20 protein-coding genes and 1 tRNA gene are annotated in these 21,520 nt (G+C 70.4%); 9 read left to right on the forward strand and 12 right to left on the reverse strand.

Annotated features, from left to right (window positions below; genetic code table 11):
- The first annotated feature begins 49 nt into the window (after positions 1-49).
- From LADH09A_RS26200 to LADH09A_RS26215, 4 genes are all read left to right on the forward strand, one after another.
- Positions 50-532 (forward strand): MSMEG_6728 family protein, encoded by a 483-nt coding sequence (locus LADH09A_RS26200; protein ID WP_238648230.1) that lies wholly within the window; start codon positions 50-52, stop codon positions 530-532.
- 30 nt (positions 533-562) lie between these two features.
- Complete coding sequence (locus LADH09A_RS26205; RefSeq protein ID WP_238648231.1) at positions 563-2,116, forward strand: FAD-dependent oxidoreductase; 1,554 nt, start codon at positions 563-565, stop codon at positions 2,114-2,116.
- Positions 2,117-2,184: 68 nt separating this feature from the next.
- Positions 2,185-3,393 (forward strand): hypothetical protein, encoded by a 1,209-nt coding sequence (locus tag LADH09A_RS26210; protein ID WP_238648232.1) that lies wholly within the window; start codon positions 2,185-2,187, stop codon positions 3,391-3,393.
- Positions 3,394-3,605: 212 nt separating this feature from the next.
- On the forward strand, positions 3,606-4,049 hold the full coding sequence (locus tag LADH09A_RS26215; protein ID WP_238648233.1) for an HNH endonuclease: 444 nt from the start codon (positions 3,606-3,608) through the stop codon (positions 4,047-4,049).
- Positions 4,050-4,119: 70 nt separating this feature from the next.
- On the opposite strand, the gene LADH09A_RS26220 is transcribed toward LADH09A_RS26215, so the two are convergent.
- From LADH09A_RS26220 to LADH09A_RS26235, 4 genes are all read right to left on the reverse strand, one after another.
- Positions 4,120-5,652 carry a serine/threonine-protein kinase gene (locus LADH09A_RS26220; RefSeq protein WP_238648234.1) on the reverse strand — a complete coding sequence of 511 codons (1,533 nt, stop codon included), beginning with the start codon at positions 5,650-5,652 and terminating at the stop codon, positions 4,120-4,122.
- 77 nt (positions 5,653-5,729) lie between these two features.
- Positions 5,730-6,311 (reverse strand): hypothetical protein, encoded by a 582-nt coding sequence (locus LADH09A_RS26225; protein ID WP_238648235.1) that lies wholly within the window; start codon positions 6,309-6,311, stop codon positions 5,730-5,732.
- A 67-nt stretch (positions 6,312-6,378) separates the two neighbouring features.
- Positions 6,379-7,146, reverse strand: coding sequence for an enoyl-CoA hydratase/isomerase family protein (locus LADH09A_RS26230; RefSeq protein WP_238648236.1), 768 nt, complete (start codon positions 7,144-7,146; stop codon positions 6,379-6,381).
- Between the two features lie 262 nt (positions 7,147-7,408).
- Entirely contained in the window at positions 7,409-9,802 is a 2,394-nt protein-coding gene (locus tag LADH09A_RS26235) for a M4 family metallopeptidase (RefSeq protein WP_238648237.1), read from the reverse strand.
- Positions 9,803-9,968: 166 nt separating this feature from the next.
- Here LADH09A_RS26235 and LADH09A_RS26240 point away from each other — a divergent pair, with 166 nt between their 5' ends.
- Positions 9,969-10,529: a hypothetical protein gene (locus LADH09A_RS26240; RefSeq protein WP_238648238.1), complete on the forward strand. Its 561-nt coding sequence runs from the start codon at positions 9,969-9,971 to the stop codon at positions 10,527-10,529.
- On the opposite strand, the gene LADH09A_RS26245 is transcribed toward LADH09A_RS26240, so the two are convergent.
- From LADH09A_RS26245 to LADH09A_RS26265, 5 genes are all read right to left on the reverse strand, one after another.
- Positions 10,517-11,107, reverse strand: coding sequence for a histidine phosphatase family protein (locus tag LADH09A_RS26245; protein ID WP_238648240.1), 591 nt, complete (start codon positions 11,105-11,107; stop codon positions 10,517-10,519). The two genes, LADH09A_RS26240 and LADH09A_RS26245, sit on opposite strands and share 13 nt — an antisense overlap.
- Before the next feature lie 122 nt (positions 11,108-11,229).
- Complete coding sequence (locus LADH09A_RS26250) at positions 11,230-11,901, reverse strand: DUF998 domain-containing protein (protein ID WP_238648242.1); 672 nt, start codon at positions 11,899-11,901, stop codon at positions 11,230-11,232.
- 11 nt (positions 11,902-11,912) lie between these two features.
- Positions 11,913-12,332 carry a VOC family protein gene (locus LADH09A_RS26255; RefSeq protein ID WP_088952055.1) on the reverse strand — a complete coding sequence of 140 codons (420 nt, stop codon included), beginning with the start codon at positions 12,330-12,332 and terminating at the stop codon, positions 11,913-11,915.
- Positions 12,333-12,367: 35 nt separating this feature from the next.
- Complete coding sequence (locus tag LADH09A_RS26260) at positions 12,368-12,769, reverse strand: helix-turn-helix domain-containing protein (protein WP_238648244.1); 402 nt, start codon at positions 12,767-12,769, stop codon at positions 12,368-12,370.
- Positions 12,651-13,949 carry an MFS transporter gene (locus tag LADH09A_RS26265; RefSeq protein WP_238648246.1) on the reverse strand — a complete coding sequence of 433 codons (1,299 nt, stop codon included), beginning with the start codon at positions 13,947-13,949 and terminating at the stop codon, positions 12,651-12,653. Before LADH09A_RS26265 ends, LADH09A_RS26260 begins: the two co-directional genes overlap by 119 nt.
- Before the next feature lie 128 nt (positions 13,950-14,077).
- Here LADH09A_RS26265 and LADH09A_RS26270 point away from each other — a divergent pair, with 128 nt between their 5' ends.
- The 3 genes from LADH09A_RS26270 to LADH09A_RS26280 all read left to right on the forward strand — a co-directional run bounded on the left by LADH09A_RS26270 (position 14,078) and on the right by LADH09A_RS26280 (position 16,639).
- Complete coding sequence (locus LADH09A_RS26270; protein WP_238648247.1) at positions 14,078-14,698, forward strand: CGNR zinc finger domain-containing protein; 621 nt, start codon at positions 14,078-14,080, stop codon at positions 14,696-14,698.
- 243 nt (positions 14,699-14,941) lie between these two features.
- Positions 14,942-15,895 (forward strand): DNA adenine methylase, encoded by a 954-nt coding sequence (locus LADH09A_RS26275; protein ID WP_238648248.1) that lies wholly within the window; start codon positions 14,942-14,944, stop codon positions 15,893-15,895.
- 159 nt (positions 15,896-16,054) lie between these two features.
- Positions 16,055-16,639 (forward strand): HNH endonuclease, encoded by a 585-nt coding sequence (locus tag LADH09A_RS26280; protein ID WP_238648250.1) that lies wholly within the window; start codon positions 16,055-16,057, stop codon positions 16,637-16,639.
- A 623-nt stretch (positions 16,640-17,262) separates the two neighbouring features.
- On the opposite strand, the gene LADH09A_RS26285 is transcribed toward LADH09A_RS26280, so the two are convergent.
- Positions 17,263-17,339: transfer RNA gene (locus tag LADH09A_RS26285), tRNA-Thr, on the reverse strand.
- 349 nt (positions 17,340-17,688) lie between these two features.
- Between LADH09A_RS26285 and LADH09A_RS26290 the strand changes: the two genes are divergently transcribed.
- A complete protein-coding gene (locus LADH09A_RS26290) occupies positions 17,689-18,780 on the forward strand; it encodes an ABC transporter ATP-binding protein (RefSeq protein ID WP_238648252.1) in 1,092 nt (363 codons plus the stop codon).
- A gap of 174 nt (positions 18,781-18,954) precedes the next feature.
- On the opposite strand, the gene rlmB is transcribed toward LADH09A_RS26290, so the two are convergent.
- Positions 18,955-20,091: a 23S rRNA (guanosine(2251)-2'-O)-methyltransferase RlmB gene (gene rlmB, locus LADH09A_RS26295; RefSeq protein ID WP_238648254.1), complete on the reverse strand. Its 1,137-nt coding sequence runs from the start codon at positions 20,089-20,091 to the stop codon at positions 18,955-18,957.
- Positions 20,091-21,506, reverse strand: a complete 1,416-nt coding sequence (gene cysS, locus LADH09A_RS26300; RefSeq protein WP_238648255.1) for a cysteine--tRNA ligase — start codon at positions 21,504-21,506, stop codon at positions 20,091-20,093. Before cysS ends, rlmB begins: the two co-directional genes overlap by 1 nt.
- Positions 21,507-21,520 lie beyond the last annotated feature (14 nt).

Raw genomic sequence — 21,520 nt, forward strand, 5'->3', positions numbered from 1 at the left:
TCATCCCGCGTCCAGGAATGCCCGCCCCGGCGACGGGTAGAGCAGCGACATGCAGACGTTCCTCCCGTACCCGGACTTTCTGGCCAGCGCCCGCACGCTGGACCAGAAGCGGTTGGGCAAGCAACGGGTGGAGGCCATCCAGGTGCTGCGCGGGCTCACCCGACCCGGGTACGGCTGGCGCAACCATCCGGCGGTGAAGATGTGGGCCGGGTATGAGGAGGCGCTCACCCGCTACGGGCTGGACATGTGCGCGGTGTGGACCGAACCGGGCCGGGCGGACACCTGCGCCACCACGATGACCGTCGACCTCGCCGCCGCCTGCGGGGCGGGCGTCGTACGGACCCAGGACGAGCTGGCCCGGGACGGCGAGCTGCCACCGTGGCTGGGTCGCGACGACCTGCACCTGAGCCACCGCTCGTCGCTCGTGCGCAAGGACCCCGGGCACTACCGGCCCCTCTTCGGTGACGACGTCCCAGCGGATCTGGAGTACGTCTGGCCCGCCTCCGACCGCGCGCGCCGCTGCCTGGAGTAGGGGAGACTGGGCCGAGAGAGGCAGGTGCCCATGGCGTTGTCGCAAGTGGTGGGTCGGCTCATCGGCGTACGCCAGCACGTGGTGGACCCGGGCGGCGGTGGCGCGGACCGCGTGCCGGGACCGACGACGGCGGTGGTGGTCGGGGGCGGCATCGCCGGCATGTCGGCGGCGGTGGTGCTGGCCGAGCGGGGTGTGGCGGTGACGGTGCTGGAGGCGGCGCCGACGCTCGGTGGCCGACTGGGTGCCTGGCCGGAGGCGCTCGCCGACGGCAGCCAGCAGAACGAGCACGGTTTCCACGCGTTCTTCCGGCAGTACTACAACTGGCGGTCGATTCTCCGGCGGGTCGACAGTGACCTGGGTTTCCTCAAGCCCATCCCGGGCTACCCGATCCTCAGCCAGCAGTGGCCGACCGAGGAGTTCGGCAAGCTGCCGCCGGCACCGCCGGCGAACCTCCTCGCGTTGCTGTTGCGCAGCCCCAGCCTGCGCCTGGCCGACCTGCGTCTGATGGATCGGGACGCCGCGCTGCCGCTGCTCAGCTACGACCCGGTACGCACCTACGCCGAGTTGGACGCCACCACCGCCGACGAGCTGCTGGCCTCGCTGCGACTGCCGGACCGGGCGCGGGCGATGCTGTTCGAGGTCTTCTCGCACTCGTTCTTCAACCACGAGGCGGAGATGTCGGCTGCCGAGATGGTCGCCCAGTTCCACTTCTACCTGCTCGGCAACCCGGAAGGGTTGGCGTTCGACTGCCCCGACGAGGACTACGCCACGGCGATCTGGGAGCCCCTGACCCGACACGTCGAAAAACACGGCGGCCGGGTGCTGACCAGCTCCGCCGCGACCGGTGTGCACCACGACGGCGACGGCTGGCGGGTGACGACCACCGACGGCGGCAGCCACCCGGCCGGTCACGTCGTGCTTGCCGTCGACCCGCCGGCGCTCGCCGCGCTGGTCGCGGCCTCCCCCGACCTGACCGGGCAGGCACCGGAGCTGGCGGCGCGGATGCCCGCCTTCGGCCGGCCCGGCCCGCCGTACGCGGTGGCACGGTTCTGGTGTGACGGGGACGTGGCCGCCGAGCGGGCGGTGTTCAGCGGGGTGTCCCGGCAGCCCACTCTGGACTCGGTGACGCTCTACCACCGGTTGGAGAACGAGCCGCGGCGCTGGGCACGGCAGACCGGCGGGTCGGTCATCGAGCTGCACGCGTACGCCTGCGAGCCCGGCGTGCCGGCCGAGGAGCTGGCCGAGCGGATGCGCCGCGAGCTGGTCGCGCTCTGGCCGGAGGCCGGCGACCTGCGGGTCCGCGAGCTGCGGGCCCGGGTCGAGGCGCAGGCCCCGGCGTTCACGCCGGGCAGCCACGCCTGGCGACCGGGGGTACGCACCGACGCGAGCGGCGTCTACCTGGCCGGGGACGGCATCGCCACGGACTTCCCGAGTGCGTTGATGGAACGCTCCGCGGCGACCGGGATCATCGCCGCGAACCACATCCTGCGCGCCGAGGGCGCCTCGGCCGAGCCGGTGCGCTCGATCCGACCGCGTGGACTGCTCGCCGGCCGCAGCGGACCAAAGCGACAAAAAGCGACATAAGCACCGGCCTGCTGCCGTACGCTCAGAATGATCAACCGTCGATCGACCGGGCGGGAGGGCAGCGGCAGATGTCACCACTGCACCGCGTCGGCGCGGAGAGCGGCCCGCCGAACGACGAGATCGGCCGCGACGACGCGTACCCCCTGATCCGCGACGAACGGGCGTGCATCGTCACCGCGCTGCGGCTGGGCTGGTGGATGGCGGACGCCTACCACCACGGGCAGCACGTGGAGCTTGGCGCTCCCGTCGAGGCCCGCCCGGCCGTACCACCGGCCAAGCTCTCCAACCTCACCGAGATGTCCGCCCACCGACGGATGCGGATGTACCTCGACGGGGTGGACGTCGCTCTGGCCCAGATCGCCGACCTCACCCGGCACAACGGGCCGGTGCCCGACACGGCTGCCGCCCGGGCCCTGCTCCCCGACCTGGAACGGCCCGACCCCGCAGACCCGGTGCCCCTGCTGCTCGCCCTCGACGACCTCAACGTTGACGTGCTCCGCTGGACGATGGCCACCAACCACAGGGTCGGCCTGGCCTACCGGCTGGGTCGATCGGTGGCCGACACCGTCCGAGCCGGCGACGCCGCCCAGTTGCTGAGGCAGTTCGGTGGGCGGCAGATCCAGATCCGCCGGTGGTTGGACGAGCTGGCCACCGTCCTGCCGCCGTACTCGGCCGCGGTGGTGCGCCGGTCGCTCGCCGCCTGGTCGAGCGCGGTCGACCGGGCCGGCCACGGGGACCCGGCCGTGCCGACGCCCGCCGAACTGAGCCGGGCCCTGCGTGGCCAGGGTGACCTCTGGCGTGACGTGCTCACCGGCGGCCTGCACCCGCGTGACCTGCTCGACGAGGAGGACTACGCGGTGATCGCCAGGAACCTGATGATCCGGGACCGGCGGCTGGTGGCGCAGGCGGCACGGGGCATCTTCTGGCCGGTGCTCGTACCCGTGCTGTTGGTGCTCTTCGCAGTCGTCGGGGTGAGCGCCGCCGCGGCCGCCGGCTCACCGACCACCCGGGCCACCGTCGCCCTGGTGGGCCTCGGCGCCGGGCTGGCCGCGATCTGGCGGTCCGTCTCGGGCCCGGCGCTGGCGGTCGCCGGTGAGGTCAACCGACCCCTGCTGGACAGCGAACTCACCGTGCGGATGGCCCTGCGGCTGAACCGACCACTGACCACCGCCCACGTCTCGGCGGACGTCGCCACCCCCACCCGCCGCCAGCGCCGTTCCGACGAGGCCAACCGATCGAAATCCGTTGCCCGCCTGTCCCGTCCCGGCCTACCGTGATCGCGCAAGGTCAACCACCACCGCGGGAGCAGCTCATGACGATGTCGCACGTCACCACCGTGCCGTCGACGCTGTCGGGCGGCGGTTGCCGAGCGCAAGGTCCCCGGGCGGGCCGGCCCGACTGACGCGTATCCGTACGCGCTGAGCCGCCCCGTCCGACAACCGGACCGGGCGGCTCTTCGCTGTCCGTCGCCATCTGGAAAGGAGTCCCGGTGGACGCCGTCCTCGTCATCAACGCCGACCTCGGCCCGCTGCACCGGGTCACCGTCCAACACGCCGTACGGATGCTCTGCCGTCGGGTGGCCGAGATCCACGAGGCCGAGCCCGACCGGGTGATCGGGATCTTCCCGATGCCCCGGGTGGTGCGGCTGGTCCGCTTCGTGGTCACCCGGTGGAGGTTCAACGCCGGGCCGGCCTGGTCCCGGGCCGGGGTGCTGCGCCGCGACGACAGATGCTGTGCGTACTGCGGTGGACCTGCCTCCACGATCGACCACATCCTGCCCCGCTCGCGCGGCGGCCGGAACACCTGGCGGAACACCACCGCCGCCTGTTACGCCTGCAACCAGCGCAAGGGCGACCGGACTCCGGCGGAGGCGGGCATGGCGCTGCGCCGGGAGCCGGTCAACCCGGGGTGGGGGGCGCTGGCCGGGCGGTGACGGACCGGCCGGCGGGAACGGGGGGCCGCGTCCCGGGTACGTCCCGGGCGCGGCACCCGCCGGCCCCCGTTCAGGCGGCGCGTTCCTTGACCTTCGACTTCGGGCTGCCGCTGGGGCAGTGCACCCGGATCTCGCTGCGGTGCTCGGGGGAGACCAGCTCGACCTGGATCTGCTTCGCGGGACCCGGGTCGTACGCCTCAGCCCGAAACCCGGGCGCGAGCGTCACCGCGAGCACCTGGACGGACCTGTCGACGCAGCGGAAGGTCACCGTCCCGCCCCGTGCGTCCGCGGACGCACCCGAGCCAGGGGTGGGCGTCGGCGTCGGCACGGCCCGTGTCGGGGTCGGCCCTGCGGTGGTGGCGATCGGGCTCGGCCCGGTCGGAGAAGCCGACCGGGAAGCGGGCCCGGTGGTCCGGCCCGGCGGGACGGCCGCCGGTCCCGTGCCGGATGCGACGAGTGGCTCCTCACTGCTCGGCATCCCCACCGTGGTGGTGCCCGGGCCGATCCCGGTCGAGGGCCCCTTCTGCCCCTGTCGGCGGTTGTGCGAGTCACCGAGCGACCCGGCCATCGCCACCGCGGCGATCACCGCGCCGCTGACCGCCAGCACGGCCCGCCCCCGACGCCACGCCCCTCGCCGGGACGTGGACCCGACGGCCGTCTCGCCCGTCGACCCGGTCGTCCCGGTCGACCCGATCGACCCGGTCGACCCGGCGAGCGTGTCGCCGGGCTGCGCGGTCCCGTCAGCCGCCAGGCCGGTAGTGCCGGCAGAAGCCTCGGCCACGGCAGCCGCTGGGCTGGCGGCGGCGGCGAGCAGGATGCGGGCCGCCTCGACGGCCGGCGGCCGATCGGCGGGGTCGCGGGCCAGGCACCAGCGGTAGAGCCGGTGCACCTCGGGCGGTACGCCGTCGACCGGGGGCAGTGGGTCCGGCTCGACGTGCGTGTGCGCGCGCAGCATCCCGGTCTGAGCCTCGGCGGGCCACGGCAGCCGGCCGGTGAGCACCCGGTGCAGCAGCAGGCCGAGGGCGTACACGTCGCAGGCCGGCAGCACCTCGCCGGCCTCCAGTCGCTCCGGGGCCAGGTAGGCCGGTGTGCCCAGCAGCCGCCCCTCGAAGTCGATCTCCGACTCACCGGCGGCCGCCGCGATGCCGAAGTCGAGCACCTTCGCGCCGGTGGGCGTGAGCATCACGTTGCCCGGCTTGATGTCGCGGTGCACGAGATCCTGGCTGTGCGCGGCGGCGAGCGCGGAGGCCACCTCGGCGCAGACCCGCAGACCCGCGCGGGGCGGCAACGGCCCGGCCGCCAACCGTTGTTCGAGGGTGTGGCCGTCGAGCATCTCCATCACCACGAACGGGACCTGAGCCCCGTCGACCAAGGACTCGCCAAAGTCGTAGACGCTGGTGACATGCGGGTGCGAGAGACGGGCCGCGGCCTTGGCCTCACCCCGGATCCGCTGCCGCGCGTTGTGGTCCGTGGCGACGAGCACCTTCACCGCGACGTCCCGTTCGAGCACCTCGTCGTACGCCCGGTGCACCGCCGACATGCCACCACTGCCGAGGCGTTCCAGGAGCCGGTAGCGGCCCGCAAGCAACTGATCACGCTGCACGACCGACAGCCTGCCGTACGGACCGGCAGCGGGCCACCCCGGATCGAGGTGTTGCGATGAGTGGGGCGGGGAAGCGGCTACCGCTGCTGGCTGAGATCCGGGTGGTTACGGAGGAAAGCCTCGCCCCGGCGGGCGTTGCGGAGGACCGACACGATCAGCACCACCCAGATCAGCACCAGCAGCCCGCCGATCACCACGAAGAACGGCGCGAACCCCAGAAGCGCCTGACCGACGCTCGTCATCGCGAGACCGGCGACCAGCGGCACGAACCAGCGCTGGCCGGAATACTGTCGGGCGGTCTCCGCGAGGAGGGCCGGGTCCTCGCCGACCTCGGGTGTGCCGCGTCGAACCTGCCGCCCCAGCCGACGACGGTGCGACCAGCTCACCGACAGCAACGGGGACCGTCGAGCGGCCCGGTGACGCCCGGTGCGTACGGCCCAGACGATCGCGGCCACCTCGAGGACGATGCCGAGAACCACCAGCACACGTCCGAGGTTGGTCGCCCAGCCCGGTGGGTCACCGTCGAAGATGCCGGTGTTCTCACCACCCATCGCGACACCGACCGCGAGCCCGCCGACCACGGCGGTCAGCAGCAGGAAGAGAATCAGACGCAGTCTCCGTTGCCCCCGCGCGGTCCGGCCCGGATCCGTTGCCGCCATGTCCATAGTGGTCCCCCGATCACTCGTGACGCGGGAACTACCCATCGACGACGACGGTTCAAACCGGTCAGTCGTCGGCCGGTGCCCGCCAGGCGAAGCGGGGCGTACGCCGCTCGGTCATCGCCGCGACCCCCTCCCGGGCCTCGCCGGTGGTCGCCACCTTCCGGTGCCACCAGGCGATCCGCGCGGGCCCGGCACGGTCGTCGATGATCTCCTTGGCGGCGGCCACGCTCAGTGGGGACCGCTGGGCGATGGTCGTCGTCAGCTCGTCCACCCGCGCGGCGAGCCGGTCGGCCGGAAGCACCTCGTCGACCAGGCCGACCCGCAGGGCGCGCTCGGCGTCGATCAGCTCGGCGGTGAACAGCAGATGCTTGGCGGCGGACGGGCCGACCAGCCGGGCCAGCCGGCGCGTCGTCGGTGCCGGATAGACCAGACCGAGCCGGGCCGGCGGTACGCCGAAGCGGGCGTCGTCCGCAGCGATGCGCAGGTCGCAGGCGACCGCAAGCTGAGCCCCGCCTCCGACGCAGGCGCCTCGGATGGCCGCGACGGTCGGCTTGGCGAAGCTGGCCAGGCGTTCCTCGGCGGCCACCGCGATGCTGGTGTCGCCGGCGTCCAACAGCTCGGCCAGGTCGCCGAGGTCGGCACCTGCGCAGAACGCGTCGCCCGCGCCGGTGAGCACCAGGGCCCGTACGCCCGGGTCGGGCTCCAGCCGGTCGAGCAGTTCGGGAAGCTGACGCCACATGGCGGCGGTCATCGCGTTGCGCCGGGCCGGGTTGTGGATCACCACGGTTGCGACCGGTCCGGTCACCTCGACGGTCAACTCCGCGTCCGACACGTCCGCCCCTCTCCGCTGCACCGGTCCGACGACGCCGATCTGGCGCGCCGACGCCGTGCACCCCGTGCGGCGACCCTAACGGCGCGGCGACCGGTCCGGTCACGCGGACCGCCGCAGCAATCTTGGACAGTTTCCGTTCGGCGCTGACGGAAAGTGTCCAAGATTGCCGACAGACCGCACAGGTGAGCCCGGCGACCACCGTGAGGGGTGGCCGCCGGGCCCACACGCCGGGTCGGGTCAGGTCAGGTCAGGTCAGGTCAGGTCAGGAGACGGTGACCGCGGTGTCGTCGACCACGAAGGACGTCTGGAGTGACGAGTCCTCGGTGCCGGTGAACCTCAGGTTGACGGTCTGGCCGGCGTACGCCGCCAGCGAGAAGGACTTCTGGCTGTAGCCGGTCGCCTTGTTCAGGTTCGAGTAGGTCGCCAGCGTGGCCAGCACCGTGCCGCCCGAGTTCAGCACCTGCACGCGCAGCGTGTCGTACGCGACGCTGGTGGTGGTCTCGGCCGAGTCGATGTGCAGCCAGAAGCTGACCGTGTACGACGAGCAGCCGGCCGGCAGGCTCACCGACTGGGCGAGGGTGTCGGTGTGGCTGCTGCCGTACCCGCTCAGCCACGCCTTGTACGTGCCGGTGCGGGCCGGCTGGCTGCTGGCGCTGGTGATCACGCCGGAGCTGGCCGACCAGCCGGTCGCACCGGACTCGAAGCCCGGGTTGGCCAGCTTCTGCCCCGGCGCGGTGCAGCCGCCGCCGGTGCCGTTCACGGTGAGTCGGTAGGTGGCGCTGCGGGTGACCGAGCCGGCGCCGTTCACGGTGATCGAGTAGGTGCCCGGCGGGGTGCTCGCCGAGGTGCTGATGGTGAGGGTGGACGAGCCACCCGAGGTCACCGAGGCGGGGCTGAACGCGGCGCTCGCCCCGCTGGGCAGGCCGGACGCGGAGAACGTGACCGTCTGCGCCGAGCCACTGGTGGTGGCGGTCGACACGGTGGTGGCGGCCGAGCTGCCCGGGTTGACCGAGCCGGCGGTCGGCGACAGCGCCACGGAGAAGTCGTTGCCGGTCGAGCAGGGCGCGTCGTTACCGGCGACGTTCACCGCGGTCCAGGCGGCCTGCACGGCCTTGTACTCGGTGGAGCAGCTGCCGTGCAGGTCGGTGGCCGCCCGCAGGCTGTAGGCGCGGGCGGTGTTCGCCGGGTTGCCGGTGTTGACGTACGACGTGTTGGAGGTGAAGTAGACGTCCAGTGCCCGGAACCAGATCTTCTCGGCCTTGGCCCGACCGATGCCGGTCACCGCGGGGGCGGAACCGCAGACCGGTGAGGTGCCGTACGCGGTGGCGCCGGTGCCCTCGGCCAGGCTGAAGTAAAAGTGGTTGGCGACGCCGGACGAGTAGTGCACGTCCTTGTTCTTCGTGCTGCTGGACCAGCAACTGTCGGACGAGCCGTCCAGCGACGGGTTGTACATGTAGCGCAGCGGCGTACCGTTGCCATTGATGTTGATCTTCTCGCCGACCTGGTAGTCGCCGGGGTCGGCCGAGGTGTTGGCGTAGAACTCGACCATGTTTCCGAAGATGTCGCTGGTCGCCTCGTTCAGGCCACCGGACTCACCGGAGTAGGTCAGGCCGCCGGGGACCACGTTCTCGGTCACGCCGTGGCTCATCTCGTGGGCTGCCACGTCGAGCGCGACCAGCGGACGGGAGTTGCCCGAGCCGTCGCCGTACGTCATCCGGGAGCCGTCCCAGAAGGCGTTGACGTAGTTGTTGCCGTAGTGCACCCGGCTCGGCACGCCGGTGCCGTTGCCGAAGATGCCGTTGCGGGCGTGGGTGTTCTTGAAGTAGTCGAACGTCTTGGCGGCGCCGAAGTGCGCGTCCACGCCGGCGGACTGCCGGTTGGAGGTGGCACCGGTGCCCCAGGTGTTGTCCGCGTCGGTGAACGTGGTGCAGCTCGACGTGCCGTTGTTCATGTCGCAGGTCGACCCGTTGCCGTGGGAGGGGTCGATCAGCTGGTAGGTGCTGCCGGAGAGCGTCGTGTCGATGCTGACCGGGCCCGAGTAGAGGCTGTTGCCCGTGCCGGTCACCGACTCGATCTCGTCGTACGCGCCGACGGCCGCACCGGTGGTGGCATCGGTGATCACATGCAGCCGGGACGGGGTCTGCCCGTCGGGCTGCCACCCGCTGACAACGGTCTCCCAGGCCAGTCGACCCTGCCCGGAACTGGCGTCGACGAAGAGCTCCGGCGTGCCCACCGCTTCGGCCCTACCGGCGAACCGGGCCTTGGCGGCCTTCTTCGCGGCCGCCGCGGTGGTCCTGGCCGAGGTGGCGAGGGTCAGCGGCGCGGCCAGCCCGACCGAACTGCCGGCGTACGTGCCGTTCGGAGCGGTGTGGATGACGAAGTCACCGCCGTACACCCGCAGGCCCTGGTAGGTCCTTGTGTAGCGGGTGTGGGCGGCGCCGCTGCTGTCCACCTTGGTGCTGTGCACCTGGTAGGACTCGGCGTTCGAACCCTGGACGGCGCCGGGGTTCGTCCGTAGGACGGTTGCCGCTCGGGCCGCGGCGGAGGCGTCCGGCGCGGGCGAGGTGGGCGGGGCCGCGTGCGCCGTGGTGACGACGCAGGTCAGCAGGCCGCTGGTGAGCAGCACTGCGCTGACGGCGGCAAGAGCTCTTTTCACGTGCCCTCCTGGAAGGAGAAGAGTGTGACGGGGGTAGTCACGCATGTACATTCAGCTACCTGAGGGCAGGAAGGGCGTCTCGGACCGCTTCCAGACATCGACAGTGACCGAACGGACGAGGCCCTTGACAAGGGAACCAATGCTGCGCACCCTGCGTCCGACGACCATGAGACCCACCTCCACAGTCGGCGTCACGATCGCGCTGCTGGTCGCCCTCCTAGCCGGCTGCACCGGCGTCGACCGCACCCCCACCGCCCCGAGTCAGCCCTCGGCCACCCCGAGCCAGCCCCCGGGCACCACGGCTCCCGGCCCGACCGGCACCCCGCTTCCGACCATCGCCCCCACCACCGGCGGCCCCGGGACCAGTGGCGCGGCCGCCCGGGTGATGTTGCGTACCTCCGGCGGCTTCGCCGGCCGTGGTGACGTCGTGACGGTCGAGCCGGACGGTCGGTGGACCGCTGTGGACCGGGCCGGCAGCCGACGTACCGGTCGGCTCGCCCCCGCCGACCTCGGCCGGCTGACTGCTCTGGCCGCCGACCCCCGGCTCCCCGCCGAGGCGCGCCAGACGGCCAGCCCGACCGGCTGCGCGGACGTCTTCACCTACCGGGTCACCGTCGGCACGATCGAGACCGGGTACGTCGACTGCCCGTCCGAGGCGACCCCGCCGCCGGTCACACAGGACGTGGTCAAGCTGCTGCTACGGGCCACCGGCACTCACACCAGGTAGTCCGGGGGCAGGCCGGTGCCCCGCAGCTCCAGCGGCAGGTGGGCCACGTCGTTGACGGCCAGCAGGTTCGGTGGGCCACCGGGGCTGTACCGGATCACGGTCAATCCCGCGTTGTGCAGGTTCAAGCCCAGCCATCGCCGCTCCGGCGCGTCGAGGGCGTGCCGCACCAGCCAGGCGATCAGGAAGGTGTGCGTCACGACCAGCTCACGGACCGGCCCGCCGTCCGGAGCCTCCCCGGGGAACGGGCCGGTGAACCGCCGCACGGCCTCCGCCGTCACCCGCGGCCCGTCGGCCCGCTCGGCTGCGGAGAACCGCGCCAGGAATGCGGCGTACGCGGGCGGCAGGCCGGTCGGGTCCGTGTCGTGTGGAAGGTGGTCGCCGGCCAGCTCCGTCGCGTACACCGGAACCTCGGGCGGCGACCCGGTGACCAGCTCGGCGGTCTGCGCGGCCCGGCGCAGCGGCCCGTGGTGGACGGCGGCGAACCGGCGGCCCCGCAGGCGCTCGCCGAGCAGCGTGGCCTGCTGCCGGCCGCGCTCCGTCAGGCCGGTGTCCGGTTCACCGGCATCCGACTCCGGCATCCCGGTCCGGTCCTGCTAGGCGTGTCGGGCGAGGTACAGCAGCCGGGGCACCATGCCGCCCACCTCAACACACCGGGAGGTGCGGGCTCCACCCCGCACCTCCCGGGCCTGCGGCCGTCAGGTCAGTCGGTCTGGCCGGACGCCGCCCGGGCGAAGGTCACCGACACCCACAGCCAACCGGCCGTCACCGCCAGACCGAATGCCACCATCACTGCCGGTGCCGGTCGGACGATCAGGGCGACCCAGGCCACCGCGAAGAAGATGCCAACTCCCAGGCTGTACGCGGCTCGGCCGCCTGCCCCCTGCCGTGCGGACCGACGGCTGGCCACCACCGTCGCCGCGATCAGCGACACGAAGGCGACCGCCGCCACCAGGAAGTGCAGGCCGCCGTGCCAGCTGATCTGACCGGCACCCCGGGGCGTGCCGACCGGGAACCCGTCGGCCGGGTCGGCGCTGAAGATCGCCGCCCCGATCAGGCCCAGCCCGTACAACGCGAGCAGCCGGGGAAGCCAGACCGACCCGCCGCCTTCGCCGGTACGGCGTCGCAGCGCGTCGGCGGCCAGCGCACAGAGCACTCCGCTGACCAGGAACGTGACGATCTGGATCCAGCCCAGCTCGCCGGTGCTCAGCACGCTGACCGGGTGCCGGCGGAAGTCGAAGCCCTCCCGGGTCGACGCCTGCACGATGGCCGAGCCGACGAAGATCGGGCCGGCCAGCACGCCGCCGATCAGCAGTACGCGGTCCCGACCGACGGCGGCCGGTCGTACCAGCGGAAAGGGTGCGGCCTGGCTCATCGCCGACTCCCCTACGCCCGCGGGAACATCTGGCCGATGCGGATCCGGTTGCCGAACGGGTCCCGGATGCCGAAGTCGATCCCGTACGGGCGTTCGGTCGGCTCGTCGGTGATCTCGACACCCTTCGCCACGAGATCCTCGTGCGTCTTGCGGGCGTCGTCGGTGGTCATGAAGAGGTACCCGCCGAGGGCACCCTTGGTGAGCAGCTCCCGGACCTGCTCGGCGGTGGCCGGGTCCAGTGCGGGCGGGCCCGGCTTCTCCAGCAGGATCTCGCGCTCCGGGTCGCCGGGCAGGTTGACCGTCAACCACCGCATGAAACCGAGGTCCTGGTCGGTGTTGACCTCCATGCCGAGTTTGTTGACGTAGAAGTCAAGCGCGGCGTCCTGGTCGAGGACGTAGATCTGGGAGCGGCTGATCGCGTTCATCGTCATGCCCATGACGCTAGAGGCAGACCGTGACCTGCGGCTTATCCAAAACTGCTGGGTCGGGTCCACGCTTTGGCGAAGCACGACGGCACGTTGGCCGCCGCGACGCGGTGCCGCCGGAAATCCGAGGGAGACTCCCCGACGATCTGCCGGAACGTCCGGCTGAACGTGCCCAGGCTGCCGAAGCCGACGGCGTAGCAGATGTCCGTCACGTCACGGTTCGTCTCCACCAGCAGTGCCATCGCCCGCTCCACCCGGCGGCGTTGCAGGTAGCGGTGTGGAGTCTCACCGAACGTGGCCCGGAAGGTCCGGATGAAGTGCGCCTCAGAGACGAGCGCGATCCGGGCCAACGCGGGGATGTCCAGCGGCTCCGCGTACGCCCGGTCCATCGCGTCCCGGGCACGCAGCATCGCCCGGTTCGACTCCTCCACCGCGCGGCTCATCGGCCCCCGTCCCGCCCTGCTCGTTGCCCGGCCCCAGGCTACCGCCGGGCACCCCGTCGCCGGGTCGGGTGGCACGCCGGCCGGCGAAGGCAGCGGCGACCACCAGCAGAGCGACCACGCCGAGCAGTGCGCCGAGCAGCACCGTACTGCGCACGCCGTGGCTCGGTAGCGCGAGACCGGCGACCAGGGCGCCGCCGGTGATGCCGACGTTGACCGCGGCAGAGACGGTGGCGGCGGCGAGGTCGGAGCGCCCGGGCGCAACCTCGAGCACAATGCCACCGAGCACCGCGGTGAACGCCGCGAACGCCAGCCCGGCCAGGGCGAGCAGGCCCACGGCCACCGCCGGACGGTGGCCGACCGCGTACAGCCCGAGCAGTGCCACCGACTGGAGCGTGACGGTCGCGGCCAGGGCGAGCCACGGGCTGCGGTCCACCACCACTCCGACGGCGAAGATCCCGAGCACGCTGGCAACGCCGCGCACCAGCAGGATGACCCCGACCGCCGAGGCGGCGAAGCCGCTGACCTCGGTGACGAAGAGGGCGACGTAGGTGTAGCCGGCGATGGCACCGGCGGTCGCCAGGATGGCCACCGCGACCAGCAGCCAGAAGCGGTAGACGTCGGGTGTCGCGCCCCGGGCGGCGTGCCCCTCGTTGGGTGGCGTCGACGGCAGGAGCGAGGCCACCGCGACGAGCACGATCGCGCCGAGCCCGGCCACCGCCAGGAACGACACCCTCCAGCCGGCGCGTTCGCCCAGCCAGGTGCCCGCGGGCACACCCAGGACCAGAGCGACGCTGCCGCCGGCGAACACGATCGCGACCACCCGACCGCGTAGTCCGGGTCGGAACAGCTCGGCCGCGGCCGGCACCACCACCGCCCAGAACAACGCATGGGTCGCCGCCGTCGCCATCCGGGCTGCCAGCAGCAACGCGAACGAGCTCGCGAACACCGTGATCGCGGTGCTCACCACGAAGCCGGCCAGGAGCGCGGACAGCAGTCGCCGACGGGGGATTCTCCGGGCCAGCGCCGTCAACGGGATCGAGGCGACGACCACCACCGCGCCGTACGCGGTGACGAGCATGCCCACCTGCGACGGCGAGACGGCAAGGTCGGCCGCCATCGGGAGCAGCAGCCCGATCGGCAGCGCCTCGGCCGTTGTGTAGAGGAACGTCCCTCCGGACAAGCCGATCAGTGCTCCCACTGCCCGCCTCTGGCCCATGCGACCCTCCCATTGTTTCCAGCTAAATCAGCTACGCCAGAAACAAGCTAGCGATCACCCTTGTCGACGGTCAACTGGTAAAGTTGGTTTTGATGGAAACAGCCGAGGACGTCACGCGGATGCACCTGGTGGGCGGCAACCTCGCCCTGGACTTCGTCAACACCCGCTCCGGCCCACCCGTCGGGCTCCCGGACGACGACGTGCTGACCGGCTATCCGGAGCTGGTCGCCTGGGGGGTGCACGCGGGCGCCCTCACCCAGACAGAGGCGACAGCACTGCGCCGGCTGTCCCGCAACGATCCGGACGGCGCCCACGCTGCCTTCTCACGAGCGCTGCACACCCGCGACTACCTCGACGAGGTGTTCCGGCCACTGACCACCGGAGGGGCCCCGAGCGCGCCCGCACTGGCCCGGCTGCGCGACGACGAAGCGGACGCGCTCGGCCACGCACAGCTTGAGGGCGACAGCACGTACGCGTGGGTCTGGCGGGATGACCGCTCGCTCGCCCGGCCTCTACGGCCGGTGGTGCACGCAGCGGTCCAACTGCTCACCACGGGGGCACTGCACCGGATCAAGGGATGCGGAGGCTGTCGCTTCATCTTCAACGACGAGAGCAAGAACCGCAGTCGCCGCTGGTGCAGCATGGACGACTGCGGAACTGCCGAGAAGATGCGCCGCTACGTCGCCGCGCGGCGCACTCGGGCAACGCGCTGAGCGGGCTGCGCCGGTGGGCAAAGCCTGGTGGAATTGGAGCCCCCGAGCAGTGACGCGGGGTGGCGTGCGTGCTAGGCGTCACCCCTGTGGCGTTAGCCAACACGGTGTTTGCCTCGACGCTTGGGCCGCCTCTCCTCGCCGACTCGAAAAGATCCATATACCTCGTGCTACGCCAGACGACACACCACCAGGCCACGCCGGCCGGCGTTAAGCATCCCTGCCCGGTGCGGCAGACTGTTCACCATGACGCCGGCCCCGATTGCCCCTCAGAGGCTTCCCAGCCTAGACGCCGTGCCACATGCAATTCCCTATCAGGGCAGCAAGCGGCAGTTGGCTCATGCCATTGTTCCACTGCTACCCGCAGACACCGCACGGTTGATAGAACCCTTCGCCGGCTCTGCGGCTGTCTCGATCGCAGCTTCCTACCTTTCAGTGCCAAAGACAGCTGTAATCAGTGACGTAAATGAGCCACTGATGGCCTTGTGGCAGCGAATTCTGGCGGAACCGGCGGCCCTGGCGGATGACTACGAGATGCTGTGGCAGGCACAGCTCTCCGACCCGCGAAGCTATTTCGAAGATATCCGCTCCAAGTTCAACGCGACGCACGAGCCGCATTTCCTCCTGTACCTTCTCGCGCGATGCGTCAAGGCGGCAGTCCGGTACAACCGCCACGGCGCATTCAACCAAGGCGCCGACAATCGCCGACTTGGCGCAAAACCAGCCACTATGAGAGCGCGCCTCGCCGCAACGTCGAAAGCCCTCACTGGCGCAATGGCACTCACACGAGACTATACGGATGCTTTACGATCTGCCGATTTGCCCGATGTCGTTTACATGGATCCCCCTTACGAGGGGGTATCGAATACCCGAGACCACCGTTACATGGCGGGCCTCTCTCGTGAGCGTTTCGTCGAAAATCTGAGTGACGCAATCGCCCGCGACGTGTCATTCATTCTTTCGTACGACGGCACCACCGGCACGAAGTCCTACGGGAAGCCCCTGACGGAATCGCTGAAATTGACACACCTTCACCTCTATGCCGGCAAGTCGTCCCAAGCCACCCTAAACGGGAACACGGCACATACCGTGGAATCGCTATACCTGTCGCCAGCCCTCGTCTCCCGACTTGGCGGCGTCGGACAAGTGATGGCGCGACTTGTCCCGGCCGAGGCGGAACCCACGCCACTATGGGCGTGACCCCGCCTGCCGCAACGGCTAGAGTCTCCATCCATGTCAAGCCCTTACCCGGAGGCCTTTACGGCTTGGGTCCTGAGTCTGCCTCTCAGCCTAAGGGCAAAGAGGGCCGTCGAGCGTATGATCAGTCAGGGTTATGTAACTACCGCAGATCTTAACCAGATGGGCTATGACCATCCTCCACGTGCGATCGCCGACATCAAGGATGCTGGCGTAGAAATAAAAATGAACATGGTCTTTGTGGCAGGCCGCCGAATGGCCAGATACGAACTCGTTCCTAAAATCAGTGACGGATCCATGACGGGCCGCCGCGCGCTTCCTAAAGCCTTCAAGGAAGGCTTATGCGCGCAATGGTTCCACCGCTGCGCTGTTTGCAATGGCAAGTTCACGACGAGGGAACTTCAGGCAGACCACCGGATTCCATACCGAATCTCGGGTGAGTCGCCAGAGCTTTCACTCGAGGACTTCATGCCCCTGTGCCCGTCGTGCAACAGGGCCAAGTCCTGGTCATGCGAGAATTGCCCCAACTGGGAGCGCCGCATTGCTTCTGAATGCGAGACGTGCCTTTGGGGATCACCGCAGGAGTATCTGCACATCGCAACCGTTCCAGAGCGGCGACTGCACCTGAGCTGGTCCGGTGAAGAGGTCCAAGAGTTTGACCGGCTGTCTGCTCGGGCGCGGGCGGAGGACGCAACCGTGGCCGAAGTGGCGAAGGGTATTATCTCGACGAGGTCGGGGAACGCCTAGCAGAAGCAGACCGCTTCGATGGTGGAGCCCATCGCGAAACTATTCTTACCAAAACGACGGGTTGATCGAGTTGAGCAACTGGGCTTGTTACGGCAACCTTGCCAATAAGGCTCGACTTCTCCCTGTACGGTAGCCCGCGAAAACAACGACTAGTACCGTACAGAAACAACGGTGAACCGACGCTCAGGCTCTCCAGAGCCTTCCGGTGACGGATGCTCTACGGTGTTCTCCAGGTACGTGCGGTTCCTTGTCAAGGTCGCGTTGACACGGGTACCGCTCGGCGAAGCCGGGGTGGGGATGCGGCGCGTGCACCTCGGGCAGCCCCGCCTGGCGGCAACACCGGCCCGAGGGGTCGCAGAGGCTCCGGGGTCAAGGGCGGCCCGCAGGGCCCGGCTGGCTCGCCAAACTCGCCCGCCGTCGGGGGCTCCCCTGCGTCCACGTCGTCACCGCCTCGCACGTCGTTCAGGCCGTCGCTCGGCACGCCGACGTGAAGATCACGCTCAAGGTCTACGCCCACGCCAACCTCGACGCGATGCGTCAGGCTCTCGGCAAGCTCTCGTGAGAGCCGTTGCTGTCAACAGGTCGACTCGTGGCAGTGCCCATCGGGCAAAGCCTGATGAAATTGGAGCCCCCGGCCGGGATCGAACCGGCGACATCTCGCTTACAAGGCGAGTGCTCTGGCCAGCTGAGCTACAGGGGCGCGTGCGTCGAGGTCAGCATAGCGAGTGACGTCCGGATATCCCGCTCGCGATGCCTCCCGAGCACGGGAAACGTCAACAACCCGACGCCGGTACGCCTTGCGGCCGCCTTGCCGTGTGTCGATTGGTGTCCGACAGTGCCGGAGTGACCGGAATGCGTAATCCGTAGGTCACGTTCGACGCTCCCCGACCTTGGCAGCAGGGGGAAACACGTTTACGGTTCACACACGGACGACTGCCCGGCGCCCTCGCGACCGAGCCGCCGTCCGCTGACCGGCACGGATACGCGCCGGTTGCTCCTTCACTCGGATCGTCCGGCACGTTCCTGCCGGTGAAAGGAAGCGCTTCACCATGGCTACGGTCACCTATTCCAAGGCGTCCCGGGTCTACCCGGGCCAAGAGCGTCCCGCCGTCAACGAGCTGGACCTCGAGATCGGCGACGGCGAGTTCCTCGTCCTGGTCGGCCCCTCCGGTTGTGGCAAGTCCACCAGCCTGCGGATGCTCGCCGGTCTGGAGGACGTGGACGCCGGCTCGATCTACATCGACCAGCGTGACGTCACCCACCTTCCCCCGAAGGCCCGCGACATCGCGATGGTCTTCCAGAACTACGCGCTCTACCCGCACATGACGGTGTACGAGAACATGGCGTTCGCCCTCAAGCTGCGCAAGACCTCCAAGTCGGAGATCGACCGGCGGGTCAAGGAGGCAGCCGGGCTGCTCCAGCTGGAGGAATACCTCAGCCGTAAGCCGAAGGCGCTCTCCGGTGGTCAGCGTCAGCGTGTCGCGATGGGCCGGGCGATCGTCCGCGAGCCGCAGGTCTTCCTCATGGACGAGCCGCTGTCGAACCTCGACGCCAAGCTGCGTGTACAGACCCGTACCCAGATCGCGTCCCTGCAGGCCAAGCTGGGCGTCACCACGGTCTACGTCACGCACGACCAGGTCGAGGCCATGACCATGGGTCACCGGGTCGCCGTGCTGCTCGACGGTGTCCTCCAGCAGGTGGACACCCCGCGGGCGCTCTACGACACCCCGGCCAACGTGTTCGTCGCCGGCTTCATGGGCTCTCCCGCCATGAACATCAAGACCGTTCCGCTGAACGAGCAGGGCGCGGAGTTCGCCGAGCTGCAGATCCCGCTGACGCGCGAGCAGGTCGCTGCGGCCCGCGCCGAGGGTGGCGACGGCAAGGTCACCGTGGGCTTCCGCCCGGAGGACTGCGAGCTGGTCAGCCCGACCGAGGGCGGCATGCCGGTCGTGGTCGAGCTGGTCGAGGACCTCGGCTCGGACGCCAACGTCTACGGTCACGCCGCGCTGGGTGGCAACTCGGAGCGCTTCGTCGTCCGCACCGACCGGCGCACCATGCCGAACATGGGTGACACCGTGTTCGTCAAGCCGGTCGCCGGTCGCAGCCACGTCTTCCACGCCGCCACGGGTGGCCGGATCTGACGTAACGCCGTACCGAATGGGGCGGTCCGCTTCGGCGGGCCGCCCCATTCGTCGTTGCCGGCGGTGGATGAGCGGCTCAGGGCTCGTTGATTCCGGCCTCTTCATCCGTGGTCCTGGCAGATCTGACGACGAGGCCCCCTTCCGCGCTGGCGGAAGGGGGCCTCGTCGACGTGGTTACAGCTCGGCGGATCGTCGGCGGGCGACCTCGGCCAGGGTGACCGCGGCGGCCACGCTGGCGTTGAGCGACTCCACCTCGGAGATCATCGGGATGCTGACGGTCAGGTCGCAGGTCTCGCCGACGAGGCGGGACAGCCCGCGCCCCTCGGAGCCGACGACCACCACCAGCGGACCGACCGCGGCCTCCAGGTCGTAGAGGTCGGTGTCACCGTCGGCGTCGAGGCCGACCACCATGAAGCCGGCGTCCCGGCACGCCTTCAGCGACCGGGTCAGGTTGGTCACCTGCGCCACGGGCACCCGCGCGGCCGCGCCGGCGCTGGTCCGCCAGGCGGTCGCGGTGATCCCGGCGGCACGTCGCTCGGGTACGAAGACACCCTGCGCGCCGAACGCGGCGGCCGACCGGATCACGGCACCCAGGTTGCGCGGGTCGGTGACACCGTCCAGCGCGACCAGCAGGGGCGCCTGCTGCTCCAGGGCGGCGGCGACCATGTCCTCGAAGGGCTGGTACGCGAAGGCCGGCACCTGCAGCCCGACGCCCTGGTGCAGCACCCCACCGGTCATCCGGTCCAGCTCGGCCCGGCTGATCTCCAGGTTGGCGATGCCCCGGTCGGCGGCGGTCCGGATGATCTCGTTGATCCGGTCGTCCATGTCGATGCCCTGGGCGGTGTAGAGCGCCGTCGCCGGCACGTTGGCGCGCAGCGCCTCCAGCACCGGGTTGCGCCCGACCAGCAGCTCCGGGGAGTCCTTGGACGGGTTGGACTTGCGCCCCGGCGCGACCCGGGGGCCGGACCGGCCGGTGGGCTTGCCGCCCCGACCGCCGCCGCCGCTGGCGCCCCGGCCGACCGGTACGCCCCGACCGCCGCCCCTGCCCCAGGTGGTGTCCTTGCTACCCGGCTGACCGATCTTCGGGGCGCGCCCCTCCTCGGCAGCCGCCCGGCGCTCCTTGTCCTGCTTCCAGGCGGTGCGCTGGGGCAGCTTCTCGGTGCCCGAGTAGCCCTTGTGCCAGGGACGCTCGTCCGCGGGCAGGGTGCGACCCCGCCCGGCCAGGGAGTCCTTGTTCTTGCCACCGGTGCCCTTGGGGGCGCTAGCCTTCGATGTCAGTCGCCGGCCACGGCGCTGCGAGTTGCCGGCCATCAGTCCTGCTCTCCAATAGTCCAACGGGGGCCCTGGGGGGTGTCCTCGACCACCACGCCGGCCAGCTTGAGCTGGTCACGTACCGCGTCGGCGGCAGCCCAGTCCTTGCGGCCCCGGGCCTGCGCGCGCTGCTCCAGGGCCAGCGCGATCAGGGAGTCCACCACGGCACGCAGATCACTCGATCGGCCGCCACCCGTCCACACCGGGTTGAGGGGGTCGATCCCGAGGATATCCAGCATTGCCCGTACCACGGCCAGCGTGGTGCGGACGGTCACATCGTCACCGGCGCTCAGCGCGGTGTTGCCGTCCCGGAGGTGCTGTTGCAGCACGGCCAGCGCGGCGGAGGTGTTGAGGTCGTCGTTCATCGCCGCGACGAAACCGGCCGGCAGCTCGCCGGGCTGCCCGGCACCGACCCGCTCGGCCGCCCGCTGCACGAACCCCTCGATCCGGCGGTACGTGGTGGCCGCGTCGCGCAGCGAATCCTCCGAGTAGTCGATCAACGAGCGGTAGTGCGCCGCGGCGTAGTAGTAACGCAGCTCCACCGGCCGCACCCCGAGCGAGTCCACGTACGCCAGGTCAAGCGCGTTGCCGGCGGACTTGCCCATCTTGGCCCCGCCGATGCTCAGCAGCCCGTGGTGCACCCAGTAGCGCGCGAACGGCAGCCCGGCGGCCTTGGACTGGGCGATCTCGTTCTCGTGGTGCGGGAACGTCAGGTCCAGTCCACCGCCGTGGATGTCGAACTCCGGGCCGAGATACCGCCAGCACATCGCCGAGCACTCGATGTGCCAGCCCGGACGACCGAGCCCCCACGGCGACGGCCAGTAGGCGTCCGCCGGCTCGTCCGGTTTGGCACCCTTCCAGAGCGCGAAGTCGCGCGGGTCCCGCTTGCCCCGGTCCGGGGCGTCCCCGGCCGACTGCATCGCGTCCGGGGACTGACCCGACAACGACCCGTACGCCGGCCAGGACGCCACATCGAAGTAGACGTCGCCGGAGCCGTCAGTCGCCGGGTACGCGTGCCCGTCGGCGATCAGCTTCGTGATCAGCTCGTGCATCTCCGGGATGTGCCCGGTGGCGCGCGGCTCGTAGGTGGGCGGCAGCACGTTCAACGCCCGGTACGACTCGGCGAGAAGCAGCTCGTTGGCGTACGCGATCGACCAGAACGGCCGGCCCTGCTCACCCGCCTTGACCAGAAGCTTGTCGTCGATGTCGGTCAGGTTGCGGATGAAGGTGACCTCGTAGCCGGCGGCCAACAGCCAACGGCGCAGCACGTCGTAGTTGACGCCGGAACGAAGGTGACCGATGTGCGGCGGCGCCTGAAGAGTGAGACCACACAGGTAGACCCCCACCTTGCCGGCTTCCCGCGGGACGAAGTCCCGCACCGATCGGGTGGCGGTGTCATACAGGCGTAGCGTCACCGCACAAGGGTAGC

Source organism: Micromonospora cabrerizensis, from assembly GCF_022230955.1.
Lineage (GTDB): Bacteria > Actinomycetota > Actinomycetes > Mycobacteriales > Micromonosporaceae > Micromonospora > Micromonospora cabrerizensis.